Source organism: Helcobacillus massiliensis (assembly GCF_014191425.1).
Taxonomy (GTDB): Bacteria; Actinomycetota; Actinomycetes; order Actinomycetales; family Dermabacteraceae; genus Helcobacillus; species Helcobacillus massiliensis.
The window spans coordinates 943,209-965,260 of sequence record NZ_JACHWP010000001.1; the positions used below are offsets into that span (position 1 = coordinate 943,209).

The 22,052-nt window shown below is 65.1% G+C and carries 12 protein-coding genes and 3 rRNA genes; 1 reads left to right on the forward strand and 14 read right to left on the reverse strand.

Translation table 11 applies throughout. The annotated features are described in order from the left end of the window. Nucleotides 1-398: 398 nt before the first annotated feature. From rrf to FHX50_RS04380, 4 genes are all read right to left on the reverse strand, one after another. Nucleotides 399-516: ribosomal RNA gene (gene rrf / locus FHX50_RS04365) — 5S ribosomal RNA — on the reverse strand. 198 nt (nucleotides 517-714) lie between these two features. Beyond that, nucleotides 715-3,789 (reverse strand): 23S ribosomal RNA (locus FHX50_RS04370). 381 nt (nucleotides 3,790-4,170) lie between these two features. After that, nucleotides 4,171-5,696: ribosomal RNA gene (locus FHX50_RS04375) — 16S ribosomal RNA — on the reverse strand. Together the 16S, 23S and 5S rRNA genes form the textbook arrangement of a ribosomal RNA operon. Nucleotides 5,697-6,208: 512 nt before the next feature. Continuing rightward, complete coding sequence (locus FHX50_RS04380; protein ID WP_183374786.1) at nucleotides 6,209-6,910, reverse strand: demethylmenaquinone methyltransferase; 702 nt, start codon at nucleotides 6,908-6,910, stop codon at nucleotides 6,209-6,211. 96 nt (nucleotides 6,911-7,006) lie between these two features. Here FHX50_RS04380 and serC point away from each other — a divergent pair, with 96 nt between their 5' ends. Beyond that, nucleotides 7,007-8,137 (forward strand): phosphoserine transaminase, encoded by a 1,131-nt coding sequence (gene serC / locus FHX50_RS04385; RefSeq protein WP_183374787.1) that lies wholly within the window; start codon nucleotides 7,007-7,009, stop codon nucleotides 8,135-8,137. 97 nt (nucleotides 8,138-8,234) lie between these two features. Here the strand turns inward: serC and FHX50_RS04390 are convergent, their stop codons facing one another. The 10 genes from FHX50_RS04390 to FHX50_RS04435 all read right to left on the reverse strand — a co-directional run bounded on the left by FHX50_RS04390 (nucleotide 8,235) and on the right by FHX50_RS04435 (nucleotide 21,835). Further along, nucleotides 8,235-9,731: an NCS2 family permease gene (locus FHX50_RS04390; RefSeq protein WP_183374789.1), complete on the reverse strand. Its 1,497-nt coding sequence runs from the start codon at nucleotides 9,729-9,731 to the stop codon at nucleotides 8,235-8,237. A 91-nt stretch (nucleotides 9,732-9,822) separates the two neighbouring features. Then, nucleotides 9,823-10,602, reverse strand: a complete 780-nt coding sequence (gene nagB, locus FHX50_RS04395; RefSeq protein WP_183374791.1) for a glucosamine-6-phosphate deaminase — start codon at nucleotides 10,600-10,602, stop codon at nucleotides 9,823-9,825. Nucleotides 10,603-10,729: 127 nt separating this feature from the next. Next, nucleotides 10,730-12,079 carry an NAD(P)/FAD-dependent oxidoreductase gene (locus tag FHX50_RS04400; RefSeq protein WP_183374793.1) on the reverse strand — a complete coding sequence of 450 codons (1,350 nt, stop codon included), beginning with the start codon at nucleotides 12,077-12,079 and terminating at the stop codon, nucleotides 10,730-10,732. A 54-nt stretch (nucleotides 12,080-12,133) separates the two neighbouring features. After that, nucleotides 12,134-13,717 carry a DUF501 domain-containing protein gene (locus FHX50_RS04405; protein WP_183374795.1) on the reverse strand — a complete coding sequence of 528 codons (1,584 nt, stop codon included), beginning with the start codon at nucleotides 13,715-13,717 and terminating at the stop codon, nucleotides 12,134-12,136. Next, nucleotides 13,714-14,529, reverse strand: a complete 816-nt coding sequence (locus FHX50_RS12035) for a septum formation initiator family protein (protein WP_239376149.1) — start codon at nucleotides 14,527-14,529, stop codon at nucleotides 13,714-13,716. Before FHX50_RS12035 ends, FHX50_RS04405 begins: the two co-directional genes overlap by 4 nt. Further along, nucleotides 14,522-15,802: a phosphopyruvate hydratase gene (eno, locus tag FHX50_RS04415; RefSeq protein WP_183374797.1), complete on the reverse strand. Its 1,281-nt coding sequence runs from the start codon at nucleotides 15,800-15,802 to the stop codon at nucleotides 14,522-14,524. The genes FHX50_RS12035 and eno overlap by 8 nt, the downstream gene beginning before the upstream one ends. A 62-nt stretch (nucleotides 15,803-15,864) precedes the next feature. Beyond that, nucleotides 15,865-16,953, reverse strand: coding sequence for a MazG nucleotide pyrophosphohydrolase domain-containing protein (locus tag FHX50_RS12040; protein WP_246370659.1), 1,089 nt, complete (start codon nucleotides 16,951-16,953; stop codon nucleotides 15,865-15,867). After that, nucleotides 16,950-20,507, reverse strand: coding sequence for a transcription-repair coupling factor (gene mfd, locus FHX50_RS04425; RefSeq protein WP_415829944.1), 3,558 nt, complete (start codon nucleotides 20,505-20,507; stop codon nucleotides 16,950-16,952). Before mfd ends, FHX50_RS12040 begins: the two co-directional genes overlap by 4 nt. Then, on the reverse strand, nucleotides 20,504-21,106 hold the full coding sequence (pth, locus tag FHX50_RS04430) for an aminoacyl-tRNA hydrolase (RefSeq protein WP_183374799.1): 603 nt from the start codon (nucleotides 21,104-21,106) through the stop codon (nucleotides 20,504-20,506). Before pth ends, mfd begins: the two co-directional genes overlap by 4 nt. Nucleotides 21,107-21,193: 87 nt before the next feature. Then, nucleotides 21,194-21,835: a 50S ribosomal protein L25/general stress protein Ctc gene (locus tag FHX50_RS04435; RefSeq protein WP_183374801.1), complete on the reverse strand. Its 642-nt coding sequence runs from the start codon at nucleotides 21,833-21,835 to the stop codon at nucleotides 21,194-21,196. Between the last annotated feature and the right edge of the window lie 217 nt (nucleotides 21,836-22,052).

Consider the following 22,052-nt stretch of genomic DNA (forward strand, 5'->3'; position numbering starts at 1 on the left):
GCTCGTAGTCAGACAATTCAGTTCTCCTGCCTCAGGGCGCTGGCGCTATGGGGTTACACATCAAGACTAGGGCACCTGACCGTGTCCACCTACGGGCCCGCGGCAGTAGTTAGCAGAAGTCACGGCGTTCATGCGAGCGCAGTGAGAGCCCAGAATGGAGGTGCACTGCGGTGCGCCTGTCCGGACGGCCCCTATGCGGTCTGGTGCGCATGTCAGGACATCCGCCATCTGCGGCACGGGCACGCGACTGCAACGGGTCGGTCGCAGCGGATGGCCGCCGGGGCCAGTCCTTCACACACACAGCAACAAGCAGCGTCAATGAACCTGTGCCGCGAAAGAACAATTAAATGCGTGTGGGCCCCAACCACAAGGCTGGAGCCCACACCACACAAGAAAAAGTCCGGCAGCGACCTACTCTCCCACACCCTCCCGAGTGCAGTACCATCGGCGCAGTTGGGCTTAGCTACCGGGTTCGGAAAGGTAACCGGGCGTTTCCCCAACGCTATGACCACCGGAACAACCACACAAAGACCGTTCCACACCACACCCACCGGGTGCAGGGATCAGACACTATACACAACACAACCCCACCACCAACACCACCCACAAAAAGGGCACTGCCGGCAGCCACAAGGGGTGCGGTCAATCAACCGCCTAGTGGACGCGAACACACAAGCAAACACACCAACCAACAGCCAGTGCTTTATGCGTATTTTGATAAAGTCATCGACCAATTAGTACCAGTCAGCTCCACACGTTACCGCGCTTCCACATCTGGCCTATCAACCCAATCATCTCTTGGGGGTCTCACACACCCAAAGGTGCACGGATATCTCATCTCGAAGCAGGCTTCCCGCTTAGATGCTTTCAGCGGTTATCCCTTCCCAACGTAGCCAACCAGCCATGCCCTTGGCAGAACAACTGGCACACCAGAGGTCAGTCCATCCCGGTCCTCTCGTACTAGGGACAGGCCTTCTCAAATATCCAACGCGCGCAGCGGATAGGGACCGAACTGTCTCACGACGTTCTAAACCCAGCTCGCGTACCGCTTTAATAGGCGAACAGCCTAACCCTTGGGACCAACTCCAGCCCCAGGATGCGACGAGCCGACATCGAGGTGCCAAACCATGCCGTCGATATGAGCTCTTGGGCAAGATCAGCCTGTTATCCCCGGGGTACCTTTTATCCGTTGAGCGACACCCATTCCACAATGAGGTGCCGGGTCACTAGTTCCAGCTTTCGCTCCTGCCCGACATGTCTGTCTCGCAGTCAAGCTCCCTTGTGCACTTACACTCAACACCTGATGACCGACCAGGCTGAGGGAACCTTTGAGCGCCTCCGTTACTCTTTAGGAGGCAACCGCCCCAGTTAAACTACCCATCAGGCACTGTCCCTGAACCAGATCATGGCTCGAGGTTAGATATCCAAAACGACCAGAGTGGTATTTCAACAACGACTCCACCAACACTAGCGTGCCAGCTTCCCAGTCTCCCACCTATCCTACACAAGCCGCTCCGAACACCAATACCAAACTATAGTAAAGGTCCCGGGGTCTTTCCGTCCTGCTGCGCGTAACGAGCATCTTTACTCGTAATGCAATTTCGCCGAGTTCGCGGTTGAGACAGTGGAGAAGTCGTTACGCCATTCGTGCAGGTCGGAACTTACCCGACAAGGAATTTCGCTACCTTAGGATGGTTATAGTTACCACCGCCGTTTACTGGGGCTTAACTTCCCAGCTTCGCACCCGAAGGCGCTAACCAGTCCGCTTAACCTTCCAGCACCGGGCAGGCGTCAGTGAGTATACAGCGTCTTACGACTTCGCACTCACCTGTGTTTTTAGTAAACAGTCGCTTCTCCCTGGTCTCTGCGACCCTCCCAGCTCTCACTGGTCAGGTCCCCCTTCTCCCAAAGTTACGGGGGTATTTTGCCGAGTTCCTTAACCACGATTCTCTCGAACGCCTCGGTATTCTCTACCAGATCACCTGAGTCGGTTTAGGGTACGGGCGGCTGCGCTCGTGGCGCCGGGACTTTTCTCGGCAGTACAGGATCACCCAACTTCCCCACTAAAGGGTCACTATCACGTCTGACCTACACGCGCCCAACATTACTCGGGCACAGGCTGCACGCTTAGACGGGGACAACCATCGCCCCGCGGAAGCTACCTCACTGCGTCATCCCACACGCTCACCTACTCACCGATTGGACCCCAGCCTCACACCACACCAACACCCGAAGGTGAAGAGCAGCGCTCGGGTGGTTAGCATCACGACTTTCAGCATGGGTCCTCACACAACCGGTACGGGAATATCAACCCGTTATCCATCGACTACGCCTGTCGGCCTCGCCTTAGGACCCGACTAACCCAGGGCGGATAAACCTGGCCCTGGAACCCTTGATCATTCGGCGGACGGGATTCTCACCCGCCTAATCGCTACTCATGCCTGCATTCTCACTCGCACACCATCCACCACAAGGTCCCCCCGCAGCTTCACACAATGCACGACGCTCCCCTACCCACCCCACACACAGTGGAGTGACACAGCTTCGGCGGTGTACTTAAGCCCCGCTGAATTATCGGCGCGGAATCACTTGACCAGTGAGCTATTACGCACTCTTTCAAGGGTGGCTGCTTCTAAGCCAACCTCCTGGTTGTCTCAGCAACTCCACATCCTTTCCCACTTAGCACACGCTTAGGGGCCTTAGCTGATGTTCTGGGCTGTTTCCCTCTCGACTATGAAGCTTATCCCCCACAGTCTCACTGCTGCGCTCTCACGTCACCGGCATTCGGAGTTTGGCTAAGGTCAGTAACCCGGTGGGGCCCATCGCCTATCCAGTGCTCTACCTCCAGGACGAAACACGCAACGCTGCACCTAAATGCATTTCGGGGAGAACCAGCTATCACGAAGTTTGATTGGCCTTTCACCCCTATCCACAGGTCATCCCCTCCATTTTCAACTGAAGTGGGTTCGCGCCTCCACGCGGTCTTACCCGCGCTTCACACTGCCCATGGATAGATCACTTCGCTTCGGGTCTAGAGCCGGCAACTAAAGGCGCCCTATTCAGACTCGCTTTCGCTACGGCTACCCCACACAGGTTAACCTCGCTACCGACCACTAACTCGCAGGCTCATTCTTCAAAAGGCACGCCGTCACCCCACAAAAAAGGCTCCGACGGATTGTAAGCACACGGTTTCAGGTACTATTTCACTCCCCTCCCGGGGTACTTTTCACCTTTCCCTCACGGTACTTGTCCGCTATCGGTCACAAGAAAGTATTTAGGCTTACCAGGTGGTCCTGGCAGATTCACACCGGATTTCACGAGCCCGGTCCTACTCGGGACAATGCACCATCACCCAGCCATGCAGTTTCAGCTACGGGACTCACACCCACTACGGTTCCCCACTCACAAGGATTCACCTACCACACACTGACAGCGACGACCAGGCGGCAGCCCAATCCATGCACATCCCACAACCCCTGATCAGCAACCTCTGCCGAGTATCACACCAACCAGGTTTAGCCACATCCGCTTTCGCTCGCCACTACTCACGGAATCACAATTGTTTTCTCTTCCTACGGGTACTGAGATGTTTCACTTCCCCGCGTTCCCCCCATACCGCCTATACATTCAACGGCAGGTACCAGACCATAACGCCTGGCAGGTTTCCCCATTCGGACATCCCCGGCTCACAGGTCGGTTGTCACCTCCCCGGGGCTTAACGCAGACTCCCACGTCCTTCATCGGCTTCTTGTGCCCAGGCATCCACCGTGCGCCCTTGAAAACTTCAACAAAACACACATAAAAATGAACACACAGAGACAAAACAAAAACAAAGCTTCGTTTCGCAACAATCTGTAAATTGCTTACAAGATGCTCGCGTCCACTATGCAGTTGACAAACAACACCCCCACACCAAGGCCCCACCACCCACACAGGATGGCTCCTACCCCAGCAGGGAAGAAACGACACAAGCCGCCTCACACCCCAATAGTGTGCCTACCAAACCCCACCAGCCGAACCCAGACCCGTTCCAGCACCCCCGAAGAGACACGTACTAGAGCCAGCCCAACCAGCAGCAGCCTGTTGATTCATTGATGTTCCACCCAACGAGCAGCACCCGCAACACACTCGGTCACGACAGTGCCAAAATGCTCGAAAGATACTCCTTAGAAAGGAGGTGATCCAGCCGCACCTTCCGGTACGGCTACCTTGTTACGACTTAGTCCCAATCACCGATCCCACCTTCGACAGCTCCCTCCCACAAGGGGTAAGGCCACTGGCTTCGGGTGTTACCGACTTTCGTGACTTGACGGGCGGTGTGTACAAGGCCCGGGAACGTATTCACCGCAGCATTGCTGATCTGCGATTACTAGCGACTCCGACTTCATGGGGTCGAGTTGCAGACCCCAATCCGAACTGAGACCGGCTTTTTGGGATTCGCTCCACCTCACAGTATCGCAACCCATTGTACCGACCATTGTAGCACGCGTGAAGCCCAAGACATAAGGGGCATGATGATTTGACGTCATCCCCACCTTCCTCCGAGTTGACCCCGGCAGTCTCCCATGAGTCCCCACCCGAAGTGCTGGCAACATGGAACGAGGGTTGCGCTCGTTGCGGGACTTAACCCAACATCTCACGACACGAGCTGACGACAACCATGCACCACCTGTGCACCAGTCCAAAGAAAACCACATCTCTGCAGCGATCCAGTGCATGTCAAGCCTTGGTAAGGTTCTTCGCGTTGCATCGAATTAATCCGCATGCTCCGCCGCTTGTGCGGGCCCCCGTCAATTCCTTTGAGTTTTAGCCTTGCGGCCGTACTCCCCAGGCGGGGCACTTAATGCGTTAGCTACGGCGCGGAAAACGTGGAACGTTCCCCACACCTAGTGCCCAACGTTTACGGCATGGACTACCAGGGTATCTAATCCTGTTCGCTCCCCATGCTTTCGCTTCTCAGTGTCAGTAATGGCCCAGAGACCTGCCTTCGCCATCGGTGTTCCTCCTGATATCTGCGCATTTCACCGCTACACCAGGAATTCCAGTCTCCCCTACCACACTCTAGCCTGCCCGTACCCACCGCACGCCCAACGTTAAGCATTGGGTTTTCACGGCAGACGCGACAAGCCACCTACAAGCTCTTTACGCCCAATAATTCCGGACAACGCTTGCGCCCTACGTATTACCGCGGCTGCTGGCACGTAGTTAGCCGGCGCTTCTTCTGCAGGTACCGTCACCCAAAGGCTTCTTCCCTACTGAAAGAGGTTTACAACCCGAAGGCCGTCATCCCCCACGCGGCGTCGCTGCATCAGGCTTCCGCCCATTGTGCAATATTCCCCACTGCTGCCTCCCGTAGGAGTCTGGGCCGTGTCTCAGTCCCAGTGTGGCCGGTCGCCCTCTCAGGCCGGCTACCCGTCATCGCCTTGGTGAGCCATCACCTCACCAACAAACTGATAGGCCGCGAGCCCATCCTCCACCGATAAATCTTTCCAACCCACACCATGCGGTGCAGACAGAACATCCGGTATTAGCCCCGATTTCTCGAAGTTATCCCGAAGTGAAGGGCAGGTTACTCACGTGATACTCACCCGTTCGCCACTAATCCAACCCAGCAAGCTGGGCCTTCATCGTTCGACTTGCATGTGTTAAGCACGCCGCCAGCGTTCGTCCTGAGCCAGGATCAAACTCTCCATAAAAAAATTTGAAACCCGGCAGAAAACAAACAACCGACGCTGATAAAAAATCTGCGTTCAATTGTCCGAAGAAATCAACTAGAAAATTGATCCTCTGCCAAAAAAACTTTGGCATCAACAAACAGACACACTATTGAGATATCAAACAACTTGCGCACACTGATCGTTACGGCTCGCGCCGCTCGGCCTCAATGGCTACTTCTTCACGATATTCGTGCCGCTCTCGGCACGGGAGATTACTCTACCCGCTTGGGAACTCCTCCGCAAGCCCCTCCGCTATGATCTGCGTCACTGTCTCTGTTCGGCATGGTGCCGCGCTTCGACTGCGTCGCTGTCATCGTTGAGAGGTGAAGCTCTTGGCTTCGGAATCGCCGCCTGAGGAACTTCCGTTCTCCGCGGCAACGAGATGAAACATTACGCGCTCCGGATCGGGCCCGCAAGCCAGCGCCGCGCGAAGGTGCGCTGGATAACAGCGGCAGCTTCGGTTCGGCTGTGCCGCCTGGTGAAACCGCTGGTCAGCGAGTTGCCGGGACGTACCCACGGTGCAGCGCCACGATGCCGCCCGTCAGGTTCCGATACTGAGCCTTCTCCAGGCCCGCATCGAGGAACCATGACCTGAGACCCTGCTGGTCCGGCCACGCTGCGATCGACTCCGCCAGGTACGTGTACGCAGAGCCGTCCGAAGCCACCGCCGACGCCATTGCGGGCAGCGCCTTCATCAGATAGTTCGAGTACACGTGCCGGAAGACTCGATTGGTGGGCGTGGAGAACTCACACACCACCACACTGCCGCCTGGACGCACCACGCGGGTCATCTCCGCCAGTGCCTTCTGCGGCTGCTGAACATTGCGCAGTCCGAAGGACACCACAGCTGAATCGAAGGAGTCGTCAGCGAATGGGAGCGCGGTCGCATCAGCGCCGATGAAGGTGATGTGGGGCTGGCGGCGCCGGCCCTCCTGCATCATTCCCTCGGAGAAGTCGGACGCGATGACGCGATGGCCAGCGGCAGCAATCGCCGCGGACGACGTCCCAGTGCCTGCGGCGACGTCCAGAACATCCGAGTGCGGACGCAGATCCAGCGCCTCGACCATGGCACGCCGCCAGCTGCGCACCTGCCCGAAGGCGAGGATGTCGTTGAGCAGGTCGTACCGTCCGGCGATGCCGTCGAACATCGAGGAGACGTCAACGGGCTTCTTCGAGAGGTCAGCGCGGTTCATGCCTCCATCCTGCCTGATCGACGGCGTGCGCCCCGCACGGCGCGCCGATGGCGGACAGGACTGCACCGCTGATGAGTCGACCACCACAATGGGTGCATGAGCAACAGCCAAACATTGACGATCCCCTCGACCCTTCTGCCGACCGACGGCCGCTTCGGCTCCGGCCCCAGCCGTGTTCGACCAGAGCAGATGGCCGCGCTCGATCGCGCCGGCCGTACGGTGATGGGCACCTCCCACCGACAGCCCGCCGTGAAGAACCTCGTCGGCCGAATCCGCCGCGGCCTCACCGACCTCTTCGACGCGCCCGACGGGTACGAAGTCGTTCTCGGCAACGGTGGTGCCACCGCCTTCTGGGACACCGCCGTCAGCTCCCTGATCCGCACTCGCTCGCAGCACGTCACCATCGGCGAGTTCTCCCAGAAGTTCGCCGAAGCCGCTGCTGCCGCACCCCACCTGCAGGACCCGTCGGTCATCTCCAGTGCCCCCGGCACCCTCGCGCTGCCGACGGGCGAGGCCGATGTCGACGCCTACGCCTACGCCCACAACGAGACCTCGACCGGCGTGATGAGCCCCATCATCCGGCCGCACAGCGCCACCGATGACCAACTGGTGCTCGTGGACGCTACTTCCGGCGCCGGCGGGCTGAGCGTCGACATCGAGCAGACCGACGTCTACTACTTCTCCCCGCAGAAGTCCTTCGCCGCCGACGGCGGCCTGTGGTTCGCCCTGTGCTCCCCCGCTGCCATCAGCCGTGCCGAGGAGATCGCCGCGACCGACCGCTGGATCCCCCAGTTCCTCTCCTTCACCACCGCCCTCAGCAACTCCCGCAAGGACCAGACCCTGAACACGCCCGCCACCGCCACCCTCCTGCTCATGGCAGAACAGGTGGACTGGATGAACAAGAACGGCGGTCTGGACTTCACAACGGCTCGAACCGCTGAGACGAGCGGTCTGCTGCACCAGTGGGTCGAAGGGCGTGACGAACTGACGCTGTTCGTCACGGAGCCTTCGGCCCGGTCGCAGGTCGTCACCACCATCGACCTCGACAGCGCCATCGACGCCGCCGAGGTCACGCGCATTGCGCGCGCCAACGGCATCATCGACATCGAGCCGTACCGCAAGCTCGGCCGCAACCAGCTGCGGATCGCGACGTTCCCCGCGGTCGATCCCTCAGACGTGCAGGCGCTCATCGCAAGCCTCGACTGGGTGCTCGACCAGCTCAGCTGACACCGAAGCACAACCCACAACGGCGGCCCTCTCCCACTCGAGAAGGGCCGCCGTTCTCAGGCGTCGCGGAAGCGGCAGGGCAACAGGGGCGTGTGCCTCAGGAGATCAGGGTCGCCAGTGGATCCCGCAGGAAGTACAGGACGAACATGCCCGCGATGATGTACATCAGCGGATGGATCCGTCGGCCCGCACCCTGGACGAGCTGCAGCAGCACATACACGATGAAGCCGGCGCCCATGCCGACCGTGATCGAGTAGGAGAACGGCATCAGGATGATCGTCAGGAACGCCGGAATCGCCACCGACAGGTTCGAGAAGTCGATGTCCGTCACCTGCGTCATCATCAGGAACCCGACCAGCACCAGCGCCGGCGTCGCAGCCTCGTAGGGCACCAGCGCCACCAACGGCGACAGGAAGACGGTCGCCAGGAAGCACAGGCCCGTCACCACCGACGCGAACCCGGTGCGCGCTCCTTCTCCGACACCGGTCGCGCTCTCCATGAAGCTCGTGGCGGATGACACGCCGCCCACGCCGCCCAGGATCGCCGCAGCAGAATCGGCCACGAGGATCCGCTGCGAATGGGGAACGTCCCCGTCCTCCTGCACCAGCTCAGCCTCTGACGCGACCGCGACCATCGTCCCCATCGTGTCGAAGAAGTCGGCGAGCAGCAGCGAGAACACCACGATGGACGCACCGACCACGCCCAGCGCCGTCACACCGCCGATCGGGTCCGCCTCGAACACCGTGGAGAAGTCAGGCAGAGCGAACGCCGAGAGATCCAGCGCCGGGACGTTCATCGACCAGCCCGTCGGGTTCCCAGAGGACTTGCCGTCCGCCGGAACGAACACACCGATCTTCAGCACCGCTTCCAGCAGCACCGCCACAATCGTCGTGGAGAGGATCGAGATGAGGATCGCCCCGGGCACCTTCTTCACCCACAGCACGATCATCAGCAGCAGCCCGAACACGAACACCGCCGTCGGCCAGCCCTCCAGCGAACCGTTGACGCCCAGCTGCACCGGCACCCCCGTGCCGGAGGTGACGAAGCGGGCGTTGAACAGACCGATGAACGCAATGAACAGGCCCATGCCCACAGCGATCGCCGTCTTCAGGAACCCTGGAACCGCCCGGAACACCGCCCGGCGGAACCCCGTCAGCACCAGCAGCAGAATGATGACGCCTTCGAGGACCACCAACCCCATCGCGCCGCCCCAGGTCATCCCCGGCAGTGCGACCACGGAGTAGGCGAGGTAGGCGTTGAGGCCGAGTCCGGTCGCAAGAGCCAACGGGAACTTCGCCCACGCGCCCATCAGAATCGACGCCACCGCGCCCACCAGAGCGGTGCCCGCAGCGACCGCGGGAAGGTTCGGCTCCGTGCCGCCGCCGAGGAAGTGCCCCGTGGAATCCGGAACCGTGCCGATGATCAGAGGATTCAGCACCACGATGTAGCACATGGCGAAGAACGTCACCACGCCGCCGCGGATCTCGCGGCCCACCGTGGATCCGCGCTCAGAGATGTGGAAGTAGCGGTCAAGCGCGCCGGGGCGCGGCTGCTGGCTGCTGGGTGCGGTCCTGGTGTCCGAGGTGCTCGACATGCCCCCATTCTCACCGATGCGCCCACGGTGCGTGCATGCAGTGACGCCCGCTCACGCAGTCAGCGCGACGGGCATCACAGAACAAGAGCAGTCAGCGCTTCAGCTGGTGCTCCTCGGAGAACCGGTAGTAGTCAGCGAGCTCCAGCTTCGCAGCGGCCTCATCGTCGATCACGAGGACCACGTCAGGATGCATCTGCAGCGCAGAGCCCGTCCAGCGGGAGGACACGGAGCCCTCCACGCACTGCGCGATGGCCTCCGCCTTATTGCTGCCCGTTGCGGTCAGCACGATGCGGCGCGCCTCCAAGATGGTGCCGATGCCCTGAGTGAGGACGTGGACCGGAACGTCCTCCTTCTTGTCGAAGAAGCGGGCGTTGTCCTCGATCGTCTGCTCCAGCAGCACCTTCACGCGAGTCCGGGAGGCCAGGGAGCTGCCCGGTTCGTTGAAGGCGATGTGTCCGTCGGTCCCGATGCCGAGGAGCTGCAGGTCGACGCCGTCGGCAGCGCCGATGGCGGCGTCGTACCGGGCGGCTTCGGCGACGGGGTCCTCGGCGTCACCGCGCGGGGACTGCACCGCGGAGTCCTCGATGTCGATGTGGTCGGTGAGGTGCTCACGGATGAACCGGGCGTAGCTCTGCGGGTGGTCGGCGTCCAAGCCGACGTACTCATCCAGCATGAACACGCGCGTGCCGGCGAAGCTGAGGCCCTCCTCCCGATGGCGGCGGATCAGCTCGGTGTAGCTGAGCACCGGCGACGACCCGGTGGCCAGGCCGAGTGTGGCACCGGATTCTCCGGCACCGCGCACAACGGCCTCGATCTGGTCGGCGACTGTGCGGGCGGCGTCCTGGGGTGTCTTCTTGATGATGACGCGCACGGCGTTCCTTCCGATGGGAATGGCGGGGACAGGATTGGGGCGGGGACACAGCAGCGCTCGCCTCCGCGGTCGCGGCGACGAGCGCTGCCGTGCACTGTTCACCGAGGAGACACCCTCGGTGCGGACGTCACTTCTTCTTCGGCGTCGACGCGGCGGCGAGTTCGAAGGCGCGGCGCGGATCCGTGGACTCCGGGATGCCGAGGATGTCGCGGTTGCCGATGGCGTTGGTCGCCCATCCGGCGATCACCGCGGCCTTGCGCGCGAAGGTCGGCATGGCGTACACGTGGTAGGCGCGGGCTGCTGCCCAGGCCGGCAGGCCCTTCAGTTCGATGGTCTTGCCGCCGATGAACAGTTGACCGACGCCCTTGTACATGCCGAGCGTGGCGACGGTGCCGAGGTTCTTGTGGAAGTAGTCCACCAGGGGACGGCCGTCGATGTCGCGGACGATGTTGTCGGCGAGGCGGACAGCCTGACGCTGAGCGTGCTGCGCGTTCGGGGGGCAGACCTTGCCCTCGCCGGAGGCGAGGTCCGGAACCGTGGTGCAGTCGCCCGCGGCGAACACGTTCTCCAGCGGACCGTTCTCGCCCTTGACGCGCAGATCGGCCATGCAGTCGAGGCGGCCGGTCTGGTTCAGCGGCAGGTCCGAGTTCGCCAGCACCGGGTTCGGCTTGATGCCGGCGGTCCAGACGATGAGGTCCGAGGCGAACTCGTCACCGTCGGAGGTCTTCACGATGCCGTCCTCGCAGGAGTTGAGGAAGGTCTCGAGCTTGACCTCGATGCCGCGCTCACGCATGTCCTTCAGAGCGAACTTGCCGAGGTCGTCGCCGACCTCGGGAAGGATGCGGCCCATCGCCTCGACGACCACGAATCGGACGTCCGACGGGTGCAGGTCCGGGTAGTAGCGCAGGGCGGCGCGGACCATGTCCTGCGCCTCTGCCACAGCCTCGCCGCCGGCGAAGCCGCCGCCCACGAAGGTGAAAGTGAGCAGGCGCTTACGGGTCTCGGCGTCCTTCGTGGAGGCTGCCTCCGCGAGGTTCGCGAGGATGCGGTCGCGCACAGCGATGGCCTCTTCGACCTGCTTGAAGCCGATGGCGTTCTCCGCCAGCCCGGGGATCGGCAGGGTGCGCGGAACAGCGCCCAGGCCGATCACCAGGTAGTCGTAGTTGATGGAGACCGCGACATCGTCATCGGTCTTCACCTGGACCGAGCGGTCCTTGTGGTCGATGCGGTCGACGGTGCCGGTCACAACCTTCGCACCCTTGAGCACCTTGCGCAGCGGAGCGAGGACGTTGCGCGGGTCGATGGCGCCGGCGCCCACCTCAGGCAGGAACGGCTGGTACGTGAGGTACGGGCGGGAGTCGACGACGGTCACGGCCGCGTTGGAGCCGAGCTTCTTCGTCAGCTCCGAGGCCACGTTCATGCCGACGGTGCCGCCGCCGAGGATGAGGACATGGGGCTTGGATGCATTGGTGTTCATGGCTTTAAGGCTAGTCCTGTTCTTCTGATCGTTCCATGTGGGATGTGTGAGGTGTCAGTCAGTCTGCGCACCCGTCGGCGCGCTCGTTCGAGGCGCCGGCTCCGCCTCCGCGACCCGCAGTCGCCGCAGGGCGCTGAGGGCGATGCCGTCGAGGATGTCGTGTTCGCTGGTGACGGCGACGGAGACGTGGCCTTCAGCGGCGACGCGGCGCAGGATCCGCGCCCAGACGAGGGCTCCGGCACCGATGACGTCGACGCGGCCCGGGTGGATGTACGCCATCTGCTCCCGCTCGGCGCGCGGGGTCCGCGCCATCTCCTCGCACAGCTCGGCGAAGCGCTCCACATCAGTCTCGGCGCCGTGGATCGCATCCGGTTCGTACTGGTCGAGGCCCAGTGCATGCGCTGTCATCGTGGTGACGGTGCCGGCGACGCCGACCAAGGAGCGCACGCGGGAGAGGTCGATCTCGGTGGCGGTGTCGAGCATCTCGTCGATGTCCCGCTCTGCAGCGCGGATCGCGTCCTCACTCGGTGGGTCGTCCTGCAGATGGCGCTCCATGATCCGCACGGACCCGATGTTCAGGGAGACCTCCGCCTCGGGCTCCTCAGCACCGATGATCAGTTCGGTGGAGCCGCCTCCGATGTCCACCACGAGGGACGGGGCTTCCGGCGCCGACGGGAGCGAAGTGACCGCGCCCTGGAAGCTGAGCGTCGCCTCCTCAGCACCGTCGATCACTTCGGGGTCGATGCCGAGGATCGAGCGGACGCCGCGGACGAAGTCGTCGCGGTTGGAGGCATCGCGGGTGGCGCTGGTGGCGACGAAGCGCACCGCGGCGGGGGCCACCCCTGCGGCGTCGATCCTCTGCTTGTAGGACCGCAGCGCCTCCAGCGTGCGGTCGATCGCTTCGGGGTCGAGGACGCCGGTGCGGTCCACGCCGTAGCCGAGCCGCACGATCGTCATGGTGCGGTCGATGTCGGTGAGTGCTGCACCACCGGGTCGGTCGGGATCGTCGGCGGCATCGGCGATGAGCAGACGAATGGAGTTGGTGCCGCAGTCGATCGCTGCGACCCGGTCGGTGGGCCGGGTGCCGTCGGCCTCCCACTCAGCGGTGACCGACGCCGGCGTGTCCTCACAGCGACAGCGCTCAATGCTGGCGCTCTCGGCGATCTGCTCGAGGACCCGGTCGCCATAGGGATTCAGCCCCGGGCCCTCTGCGAGGGCGTGACCGGCGAGGGCGTGCAGGCACTTCACGCGCTCGGGCATGCCGCCGCACGAGATCCCCCGGATCTCCTCCACATCGCCGAGCTCATCGCGGCGCTCAAGGAAGTGTTCATGGGCGCGCCGGTGCTTCCGCTGCGCCTCCGGATCGCCGGCGAGCTCCTCCGTCCACTCGGCGAGGGTGCCGGTGGCCTCAACGCGGGAGATCTCCTCCACCAGCGACGGCAGCGTCAGGTAGAAGGAGGTGGGGAACGGGGCGCCGCTCGGCAGGCGCGGCAGAGTGCGCACCACCGCGGGTGCACCGCAGGCGCACCGGCGGGCGATCGACACGACCCCGCGCATCGTGCGGCCCAGCTGGCGGGACATGATCTCCATGTCGAGCGCAGTGGCGGGGCTCTCGAACGGCATCGGGTCGAGGGTCATTCGGTGTCCTTCGGGTCAGAGGAATCGGAAGTGGGCTCGTTCGAGCCGCCGGAATCGGACGCGGGGGCCGGCGCGGGCTTCTTCGGGTGATCGTCCGCAGCCGACGGCTTCTCCGGCGGCGCGGCCTGCGAGGCCCCGACCATCGAATCCCACAGAGTGCCGTACCAGGCGGTCTCGTGGGCCTTCTGTTCGCGCCGCTCCGCAGTGGTCATCGGGATCTCCTCACCGGAGGTGTCGGTGAGGCGGTACTGGGTCTCACCGGGCCAGACGAACAGCAGCCGCTCACGGGCCTGCGCGGCCACGAAGGTGGGGTCGTCCCACCGGGCGACCTGCGCTTCGAGGTCGTCCAGCTGCTGCTGGCGGTTGCGGATCTGCGCCTGCATCTGGGCGAGTCGCTGCTCCTGCGCCACATAGTGGTTGACCGACGGGACGAGCGCGGCCAGCGCCAGAACGATCACCGTGATCAGCACCAGGCTGCGCTTGGTGATGCCGAGTGCGTGCTCGCCGACGCGGCCCGCGGTCCGCGAGGCGCGGCCAGTGCGCTGCCGGGCAGCGACGGCGGTGCCGCCCGAGGCGGGTGCGGAACGGGCCGACGCCGCGGGACGCGATGTGCTGCGAACGCGGGCGGAGTTCGCGGCACCGTGACGGGGCGCGGCACCGGGGCCGACGGAGGTTGCGCGCTGGTTCTGCTCCTCTCGCCGATCCCCGGACTGGGGGCGGCGGGGCGCCCTCGGCCGGGAGCTCGGGTTCGATGAAGCGGGGCGCCTCGCCGACGGCGAAGCGCCCTGCCCCTCAGGTGTGCGATCAGGCACGGAAGCGCGGGAATGCCGAAGCGCCCGCGTACACCGCTGCCTCGCCCAGCTCGTCCTCAATGCGGATGAGCTGGTTGTACTTGTTGACGCGTTCGCCGCGAGCCGGTGCGCCGGTCTTGATCTGGCCGGTGTTCAGGGCCACGGAGAGGTCCGCGATCGTGGTGTCCTCGGTCTCGCCGGAACGGTGGGAGATCATCGAGGTGTAGCCGGAGCGGGTGGCAAGGGCCACAGCGTCCAGGGTCTCGGTGAGCGTGCCGATCTGGTTTACCTTCACCAGCAGGGAGTTCGCAGCGCCCTCCCGGACACCGCGCTCCAGGCGCTCCGGGTTGGTGACGAACAGGTCGTCGCCGACGAGCTGGACCTTGTCCCCGAGCTTCTCGGTGATGGCCACCCAGCCCTGCCAGTCCTCCTCATCGAGCGGATCCTCGATGGAGACCAGCGGGTAGGCTGCGACGAGCTCGGCGTAGTAGTCCGCCATCTCCTCGGCCGTGCGGGCCTGTCCCTCGAACCGGTAGGAGCCGTTCTCGTAGAACTCGGATGCGGCGACGTCCAGCGCCAGCGCAACGTCCCTGCCGGGCTCGTAGCCGGCAGCGCGGATCGCGTCGACGATGAGGTCGAGCGCTTCGCGGTTCGAGTCGAGGTTCGGGGCGAAGCCGCCTTCGTCACCGAGGCCGGTGCTGAGGCCGCGCTCCTTCAGCACTGCCTTCAGCGCGTGGTACACCTCGGCGCCCCAGCGGACGGCTTCGGTGAAGGTCTCAGCGCCGATCGGGGCGATCATGAACTCCTGGATGTCCACGTTGGAGTCCGCGTGGGACCCGCCGTTGAGGATGTTCATCATCGGCACGGGCAGCAGGTGCGCGTTCGGGCCGCCGATGTAGCGGTAGAGGGGCAGCTCGGCGACGTCGGCGGCGGCCTTCGCCACCGCCAGGGACACGCCGAGGATGGCGTTCGCGCCGATCTTGCCCTTGTTGTCGGTGCCGTCGATGTCCAGCATGATCGAGTCGATGGCGCGCTGGTCGGCGACGTCCAGCTCCACCAGCTGCGGGCCGAGATCGGAGCGCACAGCAGCGGCGGCGTCCTTCACGCCCTTGCCGAGGTAGCGGCCCTTGTCGCCGTCACGGCGCTCCACTGCTTCGAACTGGCCGGTGGAGGCACCCGAGGGGACCTGGGCGAGGTACTCGAAGCCGTTGTCGAGACTGACCACGACCTCCACGGTCGGGTTGCCGCGCGAATCCAGGATCTCGCGGCCGCGCACGTCGGTGATGAATGCCATTGACAGGTCTCCTTCGTCGAGGGTGAAAGGTCGCTGGTCGGCGTTGACCCGCGGGGACCATTCTAGGCGAGGTGATCGGGACTGACTGAGCGCGCAGTCCCAACTGAGTCGATCAGTCGGTTCAGTCGGCGCAGAGCGGATTCCGGATCCCGGTCGTGCTCCTCAGCGCGGACCACCACCGCCAGCAGATCGAGAGCATCCAGGGTGATCGCCGCCTCAGGGTCGGTCGGCGCGGCGGACTCGGCGGCGATGCGCACCTGCTCCAGATGCTCGAGGATGCCCGGCAGTTCACCGCCGGTGCGGGCCCGCTGGATCAGTTTGAACGCCGCCTGCAGCGCCGGCAGGGCCGACGGGATCCCCTCCCCCAGATGGCTGCGGGGCTTCTCCGCGGACTTCACCGCCTGCCACTGGTCGACCACGTCCTGCACCGTGCCGACCTCCGTGCGCTCGTCCTCGGGTGCGAAGACATGCGGATTGCGGCGGTACATCTTCCGGTTCAGTGATCGGGCCACGTCGTCCAGGGTCCACGGGCTCGCGCTCTCCATGCCGATGCGCGCATGGAACACGAGCTGGAACAGCAGGTCCCCGAACTCCTCCACCGCCGTGGGACCATCCGGATCCGGTCCTTCCAGCTCGTCGAGCACTTCGAAGGTCTCCTCCAGGAGGTACCTGGCGAGGCTCTGGTGCGTCTGCTCAGCGCTCCACACATCGCCGCCGGGGCTGCGCAGCGCATGCATGATCCGCACCGACTCCACGACCGCGCTTCCCGGGGCAGTGGGAGAGGCGAAGCGGACATCCGCATCCAGGCGGCGCCCCAGGCGCGCCTCCAGCGCATCCAGCAGCGCTGTGGGGCCGGGCAGGAAGGGGTGCTCGGAGTCGATCAGCAGGACGAGAGGGTCATCAGTGGCGCTCCCGTCGGCCTCCCCCTCCCCCGTCAGCAGGCCGGCGAGGCCGTCGATCAGCGCGGCAGCGGAGCGCGCATCCAGCAGGTGGGCCTCCACCCCGGCCTCCCGCAGGTGCGCCTCCCAGGAGTCCGCGGCGATGGAGCCGACGGCGACTCGGCCGGCCGACCGCAGGCAGTCCCAGCCGGCGGCGGTCAGCAGGCCGGCCGCATTCAGCGGCGACACCGGAAGCATCACCAGTTCGCTCATCGTGCGGCCCCCACGGTGCCCGGGGCCTGAGCGGTCTCAGCGATGGCGCTGTCCGGGCGCAGAACGGCGATGACCGTGCGGCACCAGTCGAGCAGGTCGTCGTCCACGAGGCCGGTGCCGCCGATCCGCTTGGTCTGCGGGTGCGGGATGAGGACCAAACGGGTCGCCGGTTTGATGAGTGTGCCGGGGAACAGACGCTTGAGGCGCATCGCAACCGAATCCGGCACCTCGAGATGACCGAAGCGGATCATCCGGCCCTGCACCTGCACCTCGTCGATCTCCGCCTCGATGCAGTCCAGGCGGAAGCGCGCCACCGTGAACAGCAGAGCGACCTCGGGCGGCATCTCGCCGTACCGATCGGTGAGCTCCTCCCGAACGCTCTCCAGCTCCTCGGTGCTGACGGCCTTCGACAGCTTCGAATACGCCTCCAGGCGCAGCCGCTCCGATTCGATGTAGTCGAACGGGATCCGGGCGTTCAGCGGCAGCTCCACCTTCGCGTCCCGGCGCACCGGGGCACCCGTGCCCTTGAACGCATTCACCGCCTCGCCGACCATGCGGACGTAGAGGTCGAAGCCCACACCGGCGATGTGGCCGGACTGCTCACCGCCGAGGAGGTTGCCTGCGCCGCGGATCTCGAGGTCCTTCATCGCCACCTGCATGCCGGCACCCAAGTCGGAGTGGGTGGCGAGAGTGGTGAGGCGGTCGTGGGCGGTCTCGGTGAGCGGCTTGTCGCCGCGGTACAGGAAGTACGCGTAGGCGCGTTCCCGGGACCGGCCCACCCTGCCGCGCAGCTGGTGCAGCTGCGAGAGGCCGAACCGGTCGGCGTTCTCCACGATCAGCGTGTTCGCGTTGGAGATGTCCAGGCCGGTCTCCACGATGGTGGTGCACACCAGCACATCGAACCGCTTCTCCCAGAAGTCGAGGATCACGCGCTCCAGCTGCGCTTCGTTCATCTTGCCGTGCGCCACTTCGACCCGGGCATCCGGCACCAGCTCACGGATCTTCTGCGCGGTGCGGTCGATGTCCTCCACCCGGTTGTGGATGTAGAACACCTGCCCCTCGCGCAGCAGCTCGCGACGGATCGCCGCGGCGACCTGCTTGTCCTCCTGTGCGCCCACATAGGTGAGGACGGGGTGACGCTCCTCGGGCGCGGTCGCCAGAGTGGACAGTTCGCGGATGCCGGTGACGGCCATCTCCAGGGTGCGCGGGATCGGTGTGGCCGACATCGACAGCACATCGACGTTGGCGCGCAGCGCCTTCAGCGTCTCCTTGTGCTCCACGCCGAAGCGCTGCTCCTCATCGACGATGATCAGGCCCAGGTCCTTGAAGCGCACCTGGCCGGTGAGCAGACGGTGCGTGCCGATGACGACATCGACGGAGCCGTCGAGGAGGCCCTCCACCGTGGCATCCGACTCCGCCTTCGCCTGGAAGCGCGACAGGCCCCGCACCGTGACGGGGAAGCCGGCGAAGCGCTCGGTGAAGGTGTCCACATGCTGCTGCGACAGCAGGGTGGTGGGAGCGAGCACAGCGACCTGTTTTCCGTCCTGGACGGCTTTGAACGCCGCACGGACCGCGATCTCCGTTTTGCCGAATCCGACGTCGCCGCAGATCAGGCGATCCATCGGGATCGGGCGCTCCATGTCCTTCTTGACCTCGTCGATCGTGGACAGCTGGTCGGGCGTCTCCGTGAACTCGAACGCGTCCTCCAGCTCCTGCTGCCAGGGGGTGTCCGGACCGAAGGCGTGCCCTTCGGACGCCTGGCGGGCACTGTACAGCCGCACCAGTTCGTCGGCGATCTCCCGGATCGCCTTGCGGGCCTTCGACTTGGTCTTCGACCAGTCGCTGCCGCCCATCCGGTTGACGCTCGGCGACTCCCCGCCGACGTACTTCGTGATGTGCTCCAGCTGGTCGCTGGGCACGTACAGACGATCACCCGGCTGTCCGCGGCGTGACGGCGCGTACTCGATGACGAGGTATTCGCGGGTGGTCCGTTTGCCCGCCTGGCCGACGGTGCGGCTGGTGAGCTCCACGAACCTGCCGACGCCGTGGTGGTCGTGCACCACGAAATCCCCCGCCTTCAGCTGCAGCGGGTCCACTGTGACGCGGCGCTTGGACGCCAGGCGACGCTCCGAGCTGCGGCGCGCCCCGGACTTTCCGGTGAGGTCGCGTTCGCACATCACCATGATCTGCTCCGACTCCAGCACCACGCCTTCGGTGATGGGGCCGGTGGTGATGAGCAGCTGGCCCTCGGCCGGTTCCTCGTCGAGGGTCTCGGTGAACTGCGCGGTGACGTCGGCGTCGCGCAGGCTCTCCGCGAGGTGGCGGCCGGTGCCGGCGCCGGCCGTGGTGATGAGCAGGCGCCAGCCGTCGGTCTGCCGGCGGTGAAGATCTCGCGCCGCCTGGGCGGTCGATCCGCCGTAGCCGGGGTGGGCGGCTGCGGCGACGGTGATGTCGGCGTCGATGCCGAACGGGGCGGCGGTGGTCAGTGGGATGCCGCGCCGGCGGAAGATCTCCTGCAGCGCGTCGATGTCGAGGAAGCTGGCCTCGTCCACATCGATCGGCACTGCGCCCTCACCAGCGGCGCTGGACCACGCGGCGGCGAGGAACTCCCCGGTGGTCTGCACCAGTTCGTCGGCTCGGGCGCGGACGCGCTCCGGCTCCAGCACGAGCACGCGGGAGCGCTCCGGCACCGTCTCGGCGACGGACTCCATCCCGTCCACCAGGACCGGGCTGAGGGACTCCATGCCGTCCACGGCTATGCCGTCGGCGATCTGGGTGAGCATGTCCGCGAGGCCCGGCAGCTGCTGGGCCATCTCGCGGGCACGTCGGCGCACATCGTCGGTCAGGAGGATCTCCCGACAGGCGGGGGCGTGCAGCTCGGTGAGTTCGGCGTCCAGCGAGCGCTGATCGGCGACGGAGAAGAAGCGCATCTCGTCGACGTCGTCGCCGAAGAACTCGATGCGGACCGGGTGGGGCTCCGTCGGCGCGAACACGTCGAGGATGCCGCCGCGCACGGCGAACTCGCCGCGGCGCTCCACCATGTCGACCCGGACGTAGGCGGCGGCCGCCAGGTCGTCCACCAGCTGATCCATCGGGTAGGCGTCATCGCGGACGATGCGCACGGGCCGCAGGTCGCCGAGGCCCTTCGCCATCGGCTGCATCAGGGCGCGCACCGGCATCACCAGCACGCTCAGCGGGTCGGTCTCCTCCGGGTGAGCGAGCCGGTACAGAGTGGCGAGCCGCGTCGCGACCGTATCCGAGCGCGGCGAGAGCCGCTCATGCGGGAGGGTCTCCCACGCGGGCAGCAGGGCCGCGGGGGCCGACGGGGCCAGCGCCTGCACCTGTGCGAGCACGTCCTCGGCTTCGCGGGTGGTGGCGGTGACGATGATCAGCGGCTGATCGGTGCCGGCGGAGCTCGCCGCTTCCGCCGCGACGAAGGGATGCATGCCCTGCGGGGCGATGATGCTGATGGACTGCGAGGCGCTGAACGCCTCCCCGATGCGCTGCAGGTCCGCCGAGCGGCGGACCAGGTCCAGGGCGTGGCCGAGGCTCACGGGCGGATCGCCTCCCGCTGGTGGAATTCGTTCTGGGCGGACAGCAGACCGTGCAGTGCGAGGTGCTCGGCGGCGTTCGCACCGTCGATGAGGAGGTCGTCCAGCACCTTCCGCTCGGCGGCGGAGAATCGTGAGAGGACGTGGTCGGCGGTGTCCTGGCCGCGGTGCGGGCGCCCGACGCCCAGCCGCACTCGCAGGTAGTCGCGCGTGCCGAGCGCACGAGTGATGTCCCGCAGGCCGTTGTGCCCGCCTTCGCCGCCGCCCTGCTTGAGGCGGACCGTGCCGAACTCGGTGTCGATCTCGTCATGCACCACGATCACGTGGTCGGGGTCGATGCCGTAGTACTGGGCGAGCGAGCTGACCGGGCCGCCGGAGACGTTCATGAAGCTGGTGGTCTTGGCGAGGACCGCGCGCACCCCTTGGCCGGGCAGGCCGAGCCGGCCTTCGATGACCTCCGCGGCGGCGCGCTTGGCGCTGCTGAAGCGGCCTCCGGCGCTGCCGGCCATCACATCCAGGCACATGTGGCCGATGTTGTGGCGGGTCTGGGCGTACTGGGGGCCCGGATTGCCGAGGCCCACGATCAGAACTGTGCTGCTCACCGTTTTTCCATCCTTCGCGCGTCGGTCCACAGAGTACAGGGGCGCCGTGCCTGTCGGCACGGCGCCCCTGCGGGTGTCAGAAGAGGATCACTCCTCGTCGGAGTCCTCGGCGTCCTCGGAGGACTCCTCGCCCTCAGCGGCCTCCTCGCCCTCGGCGTCCTCGGCCTCCGGGGTCTCGAGGTCGGCCTCGTCGACCTGCGGCACCTCAACGGAGACCACGAGCGCCTCAGCGTCGGTCACCAGCTCCGCACCCTCGGGCAGGGTGAGGTCGCCGGCGAAGATCTGGGTGCCCTCCTCGAGGCCCTCCACGGAGATCTCGATGACCTCGGGGACCTTGAGAGCGTCCACCAGAATAGTGAGGTCGTTGAGCTCCATGATGTGGGTGGCCGGCGACACCGGCTCGCCCTCGACCTGGAACGGAATGTCCACCTCGACCTTCTCGCCGCGCTTGACGACGATCAGGTCCAGGTGCTGGATCTCGCGACGCACGGGGTGGCGCTGGATGTCCTTGATCAGGGCGAGCTTGGTCTTGCCGTCCGGCAGCTCGAGCTCGATCAGGGCGTTGGAGTTACGGGCGATCAGAGCGGTGGCGTGGTACGGAAGGACCAGGTGGACCGGGTCCATCTCGTGGCCGTACAGCACAGCGGGGATCGCGTTGTCGCGGCGGATGCGGCGGGCAGCGCCCTTGCCGAAGTCTTCGCGGCGCTCAACCTTCAGGTTCTCTGCCATGGGATTCTCCTTGTGAAGATGCGGAGGCGACTCAACGCGACACAAGGCGCCCACGAAGACGTGGACTGGCTATGGTCACCGCGTCGATCACGGAGAGCAGGCGCTCTCCCTCGCCGAAGTTCTCCAGAAGTCTACCGGCGCCGCCGGCTGAGGGCCAGGACTCCAGCCGGGAAGCCGGGTGACGTTCAGCACCCGTCGGTCCACCGGGCAGGCGCGC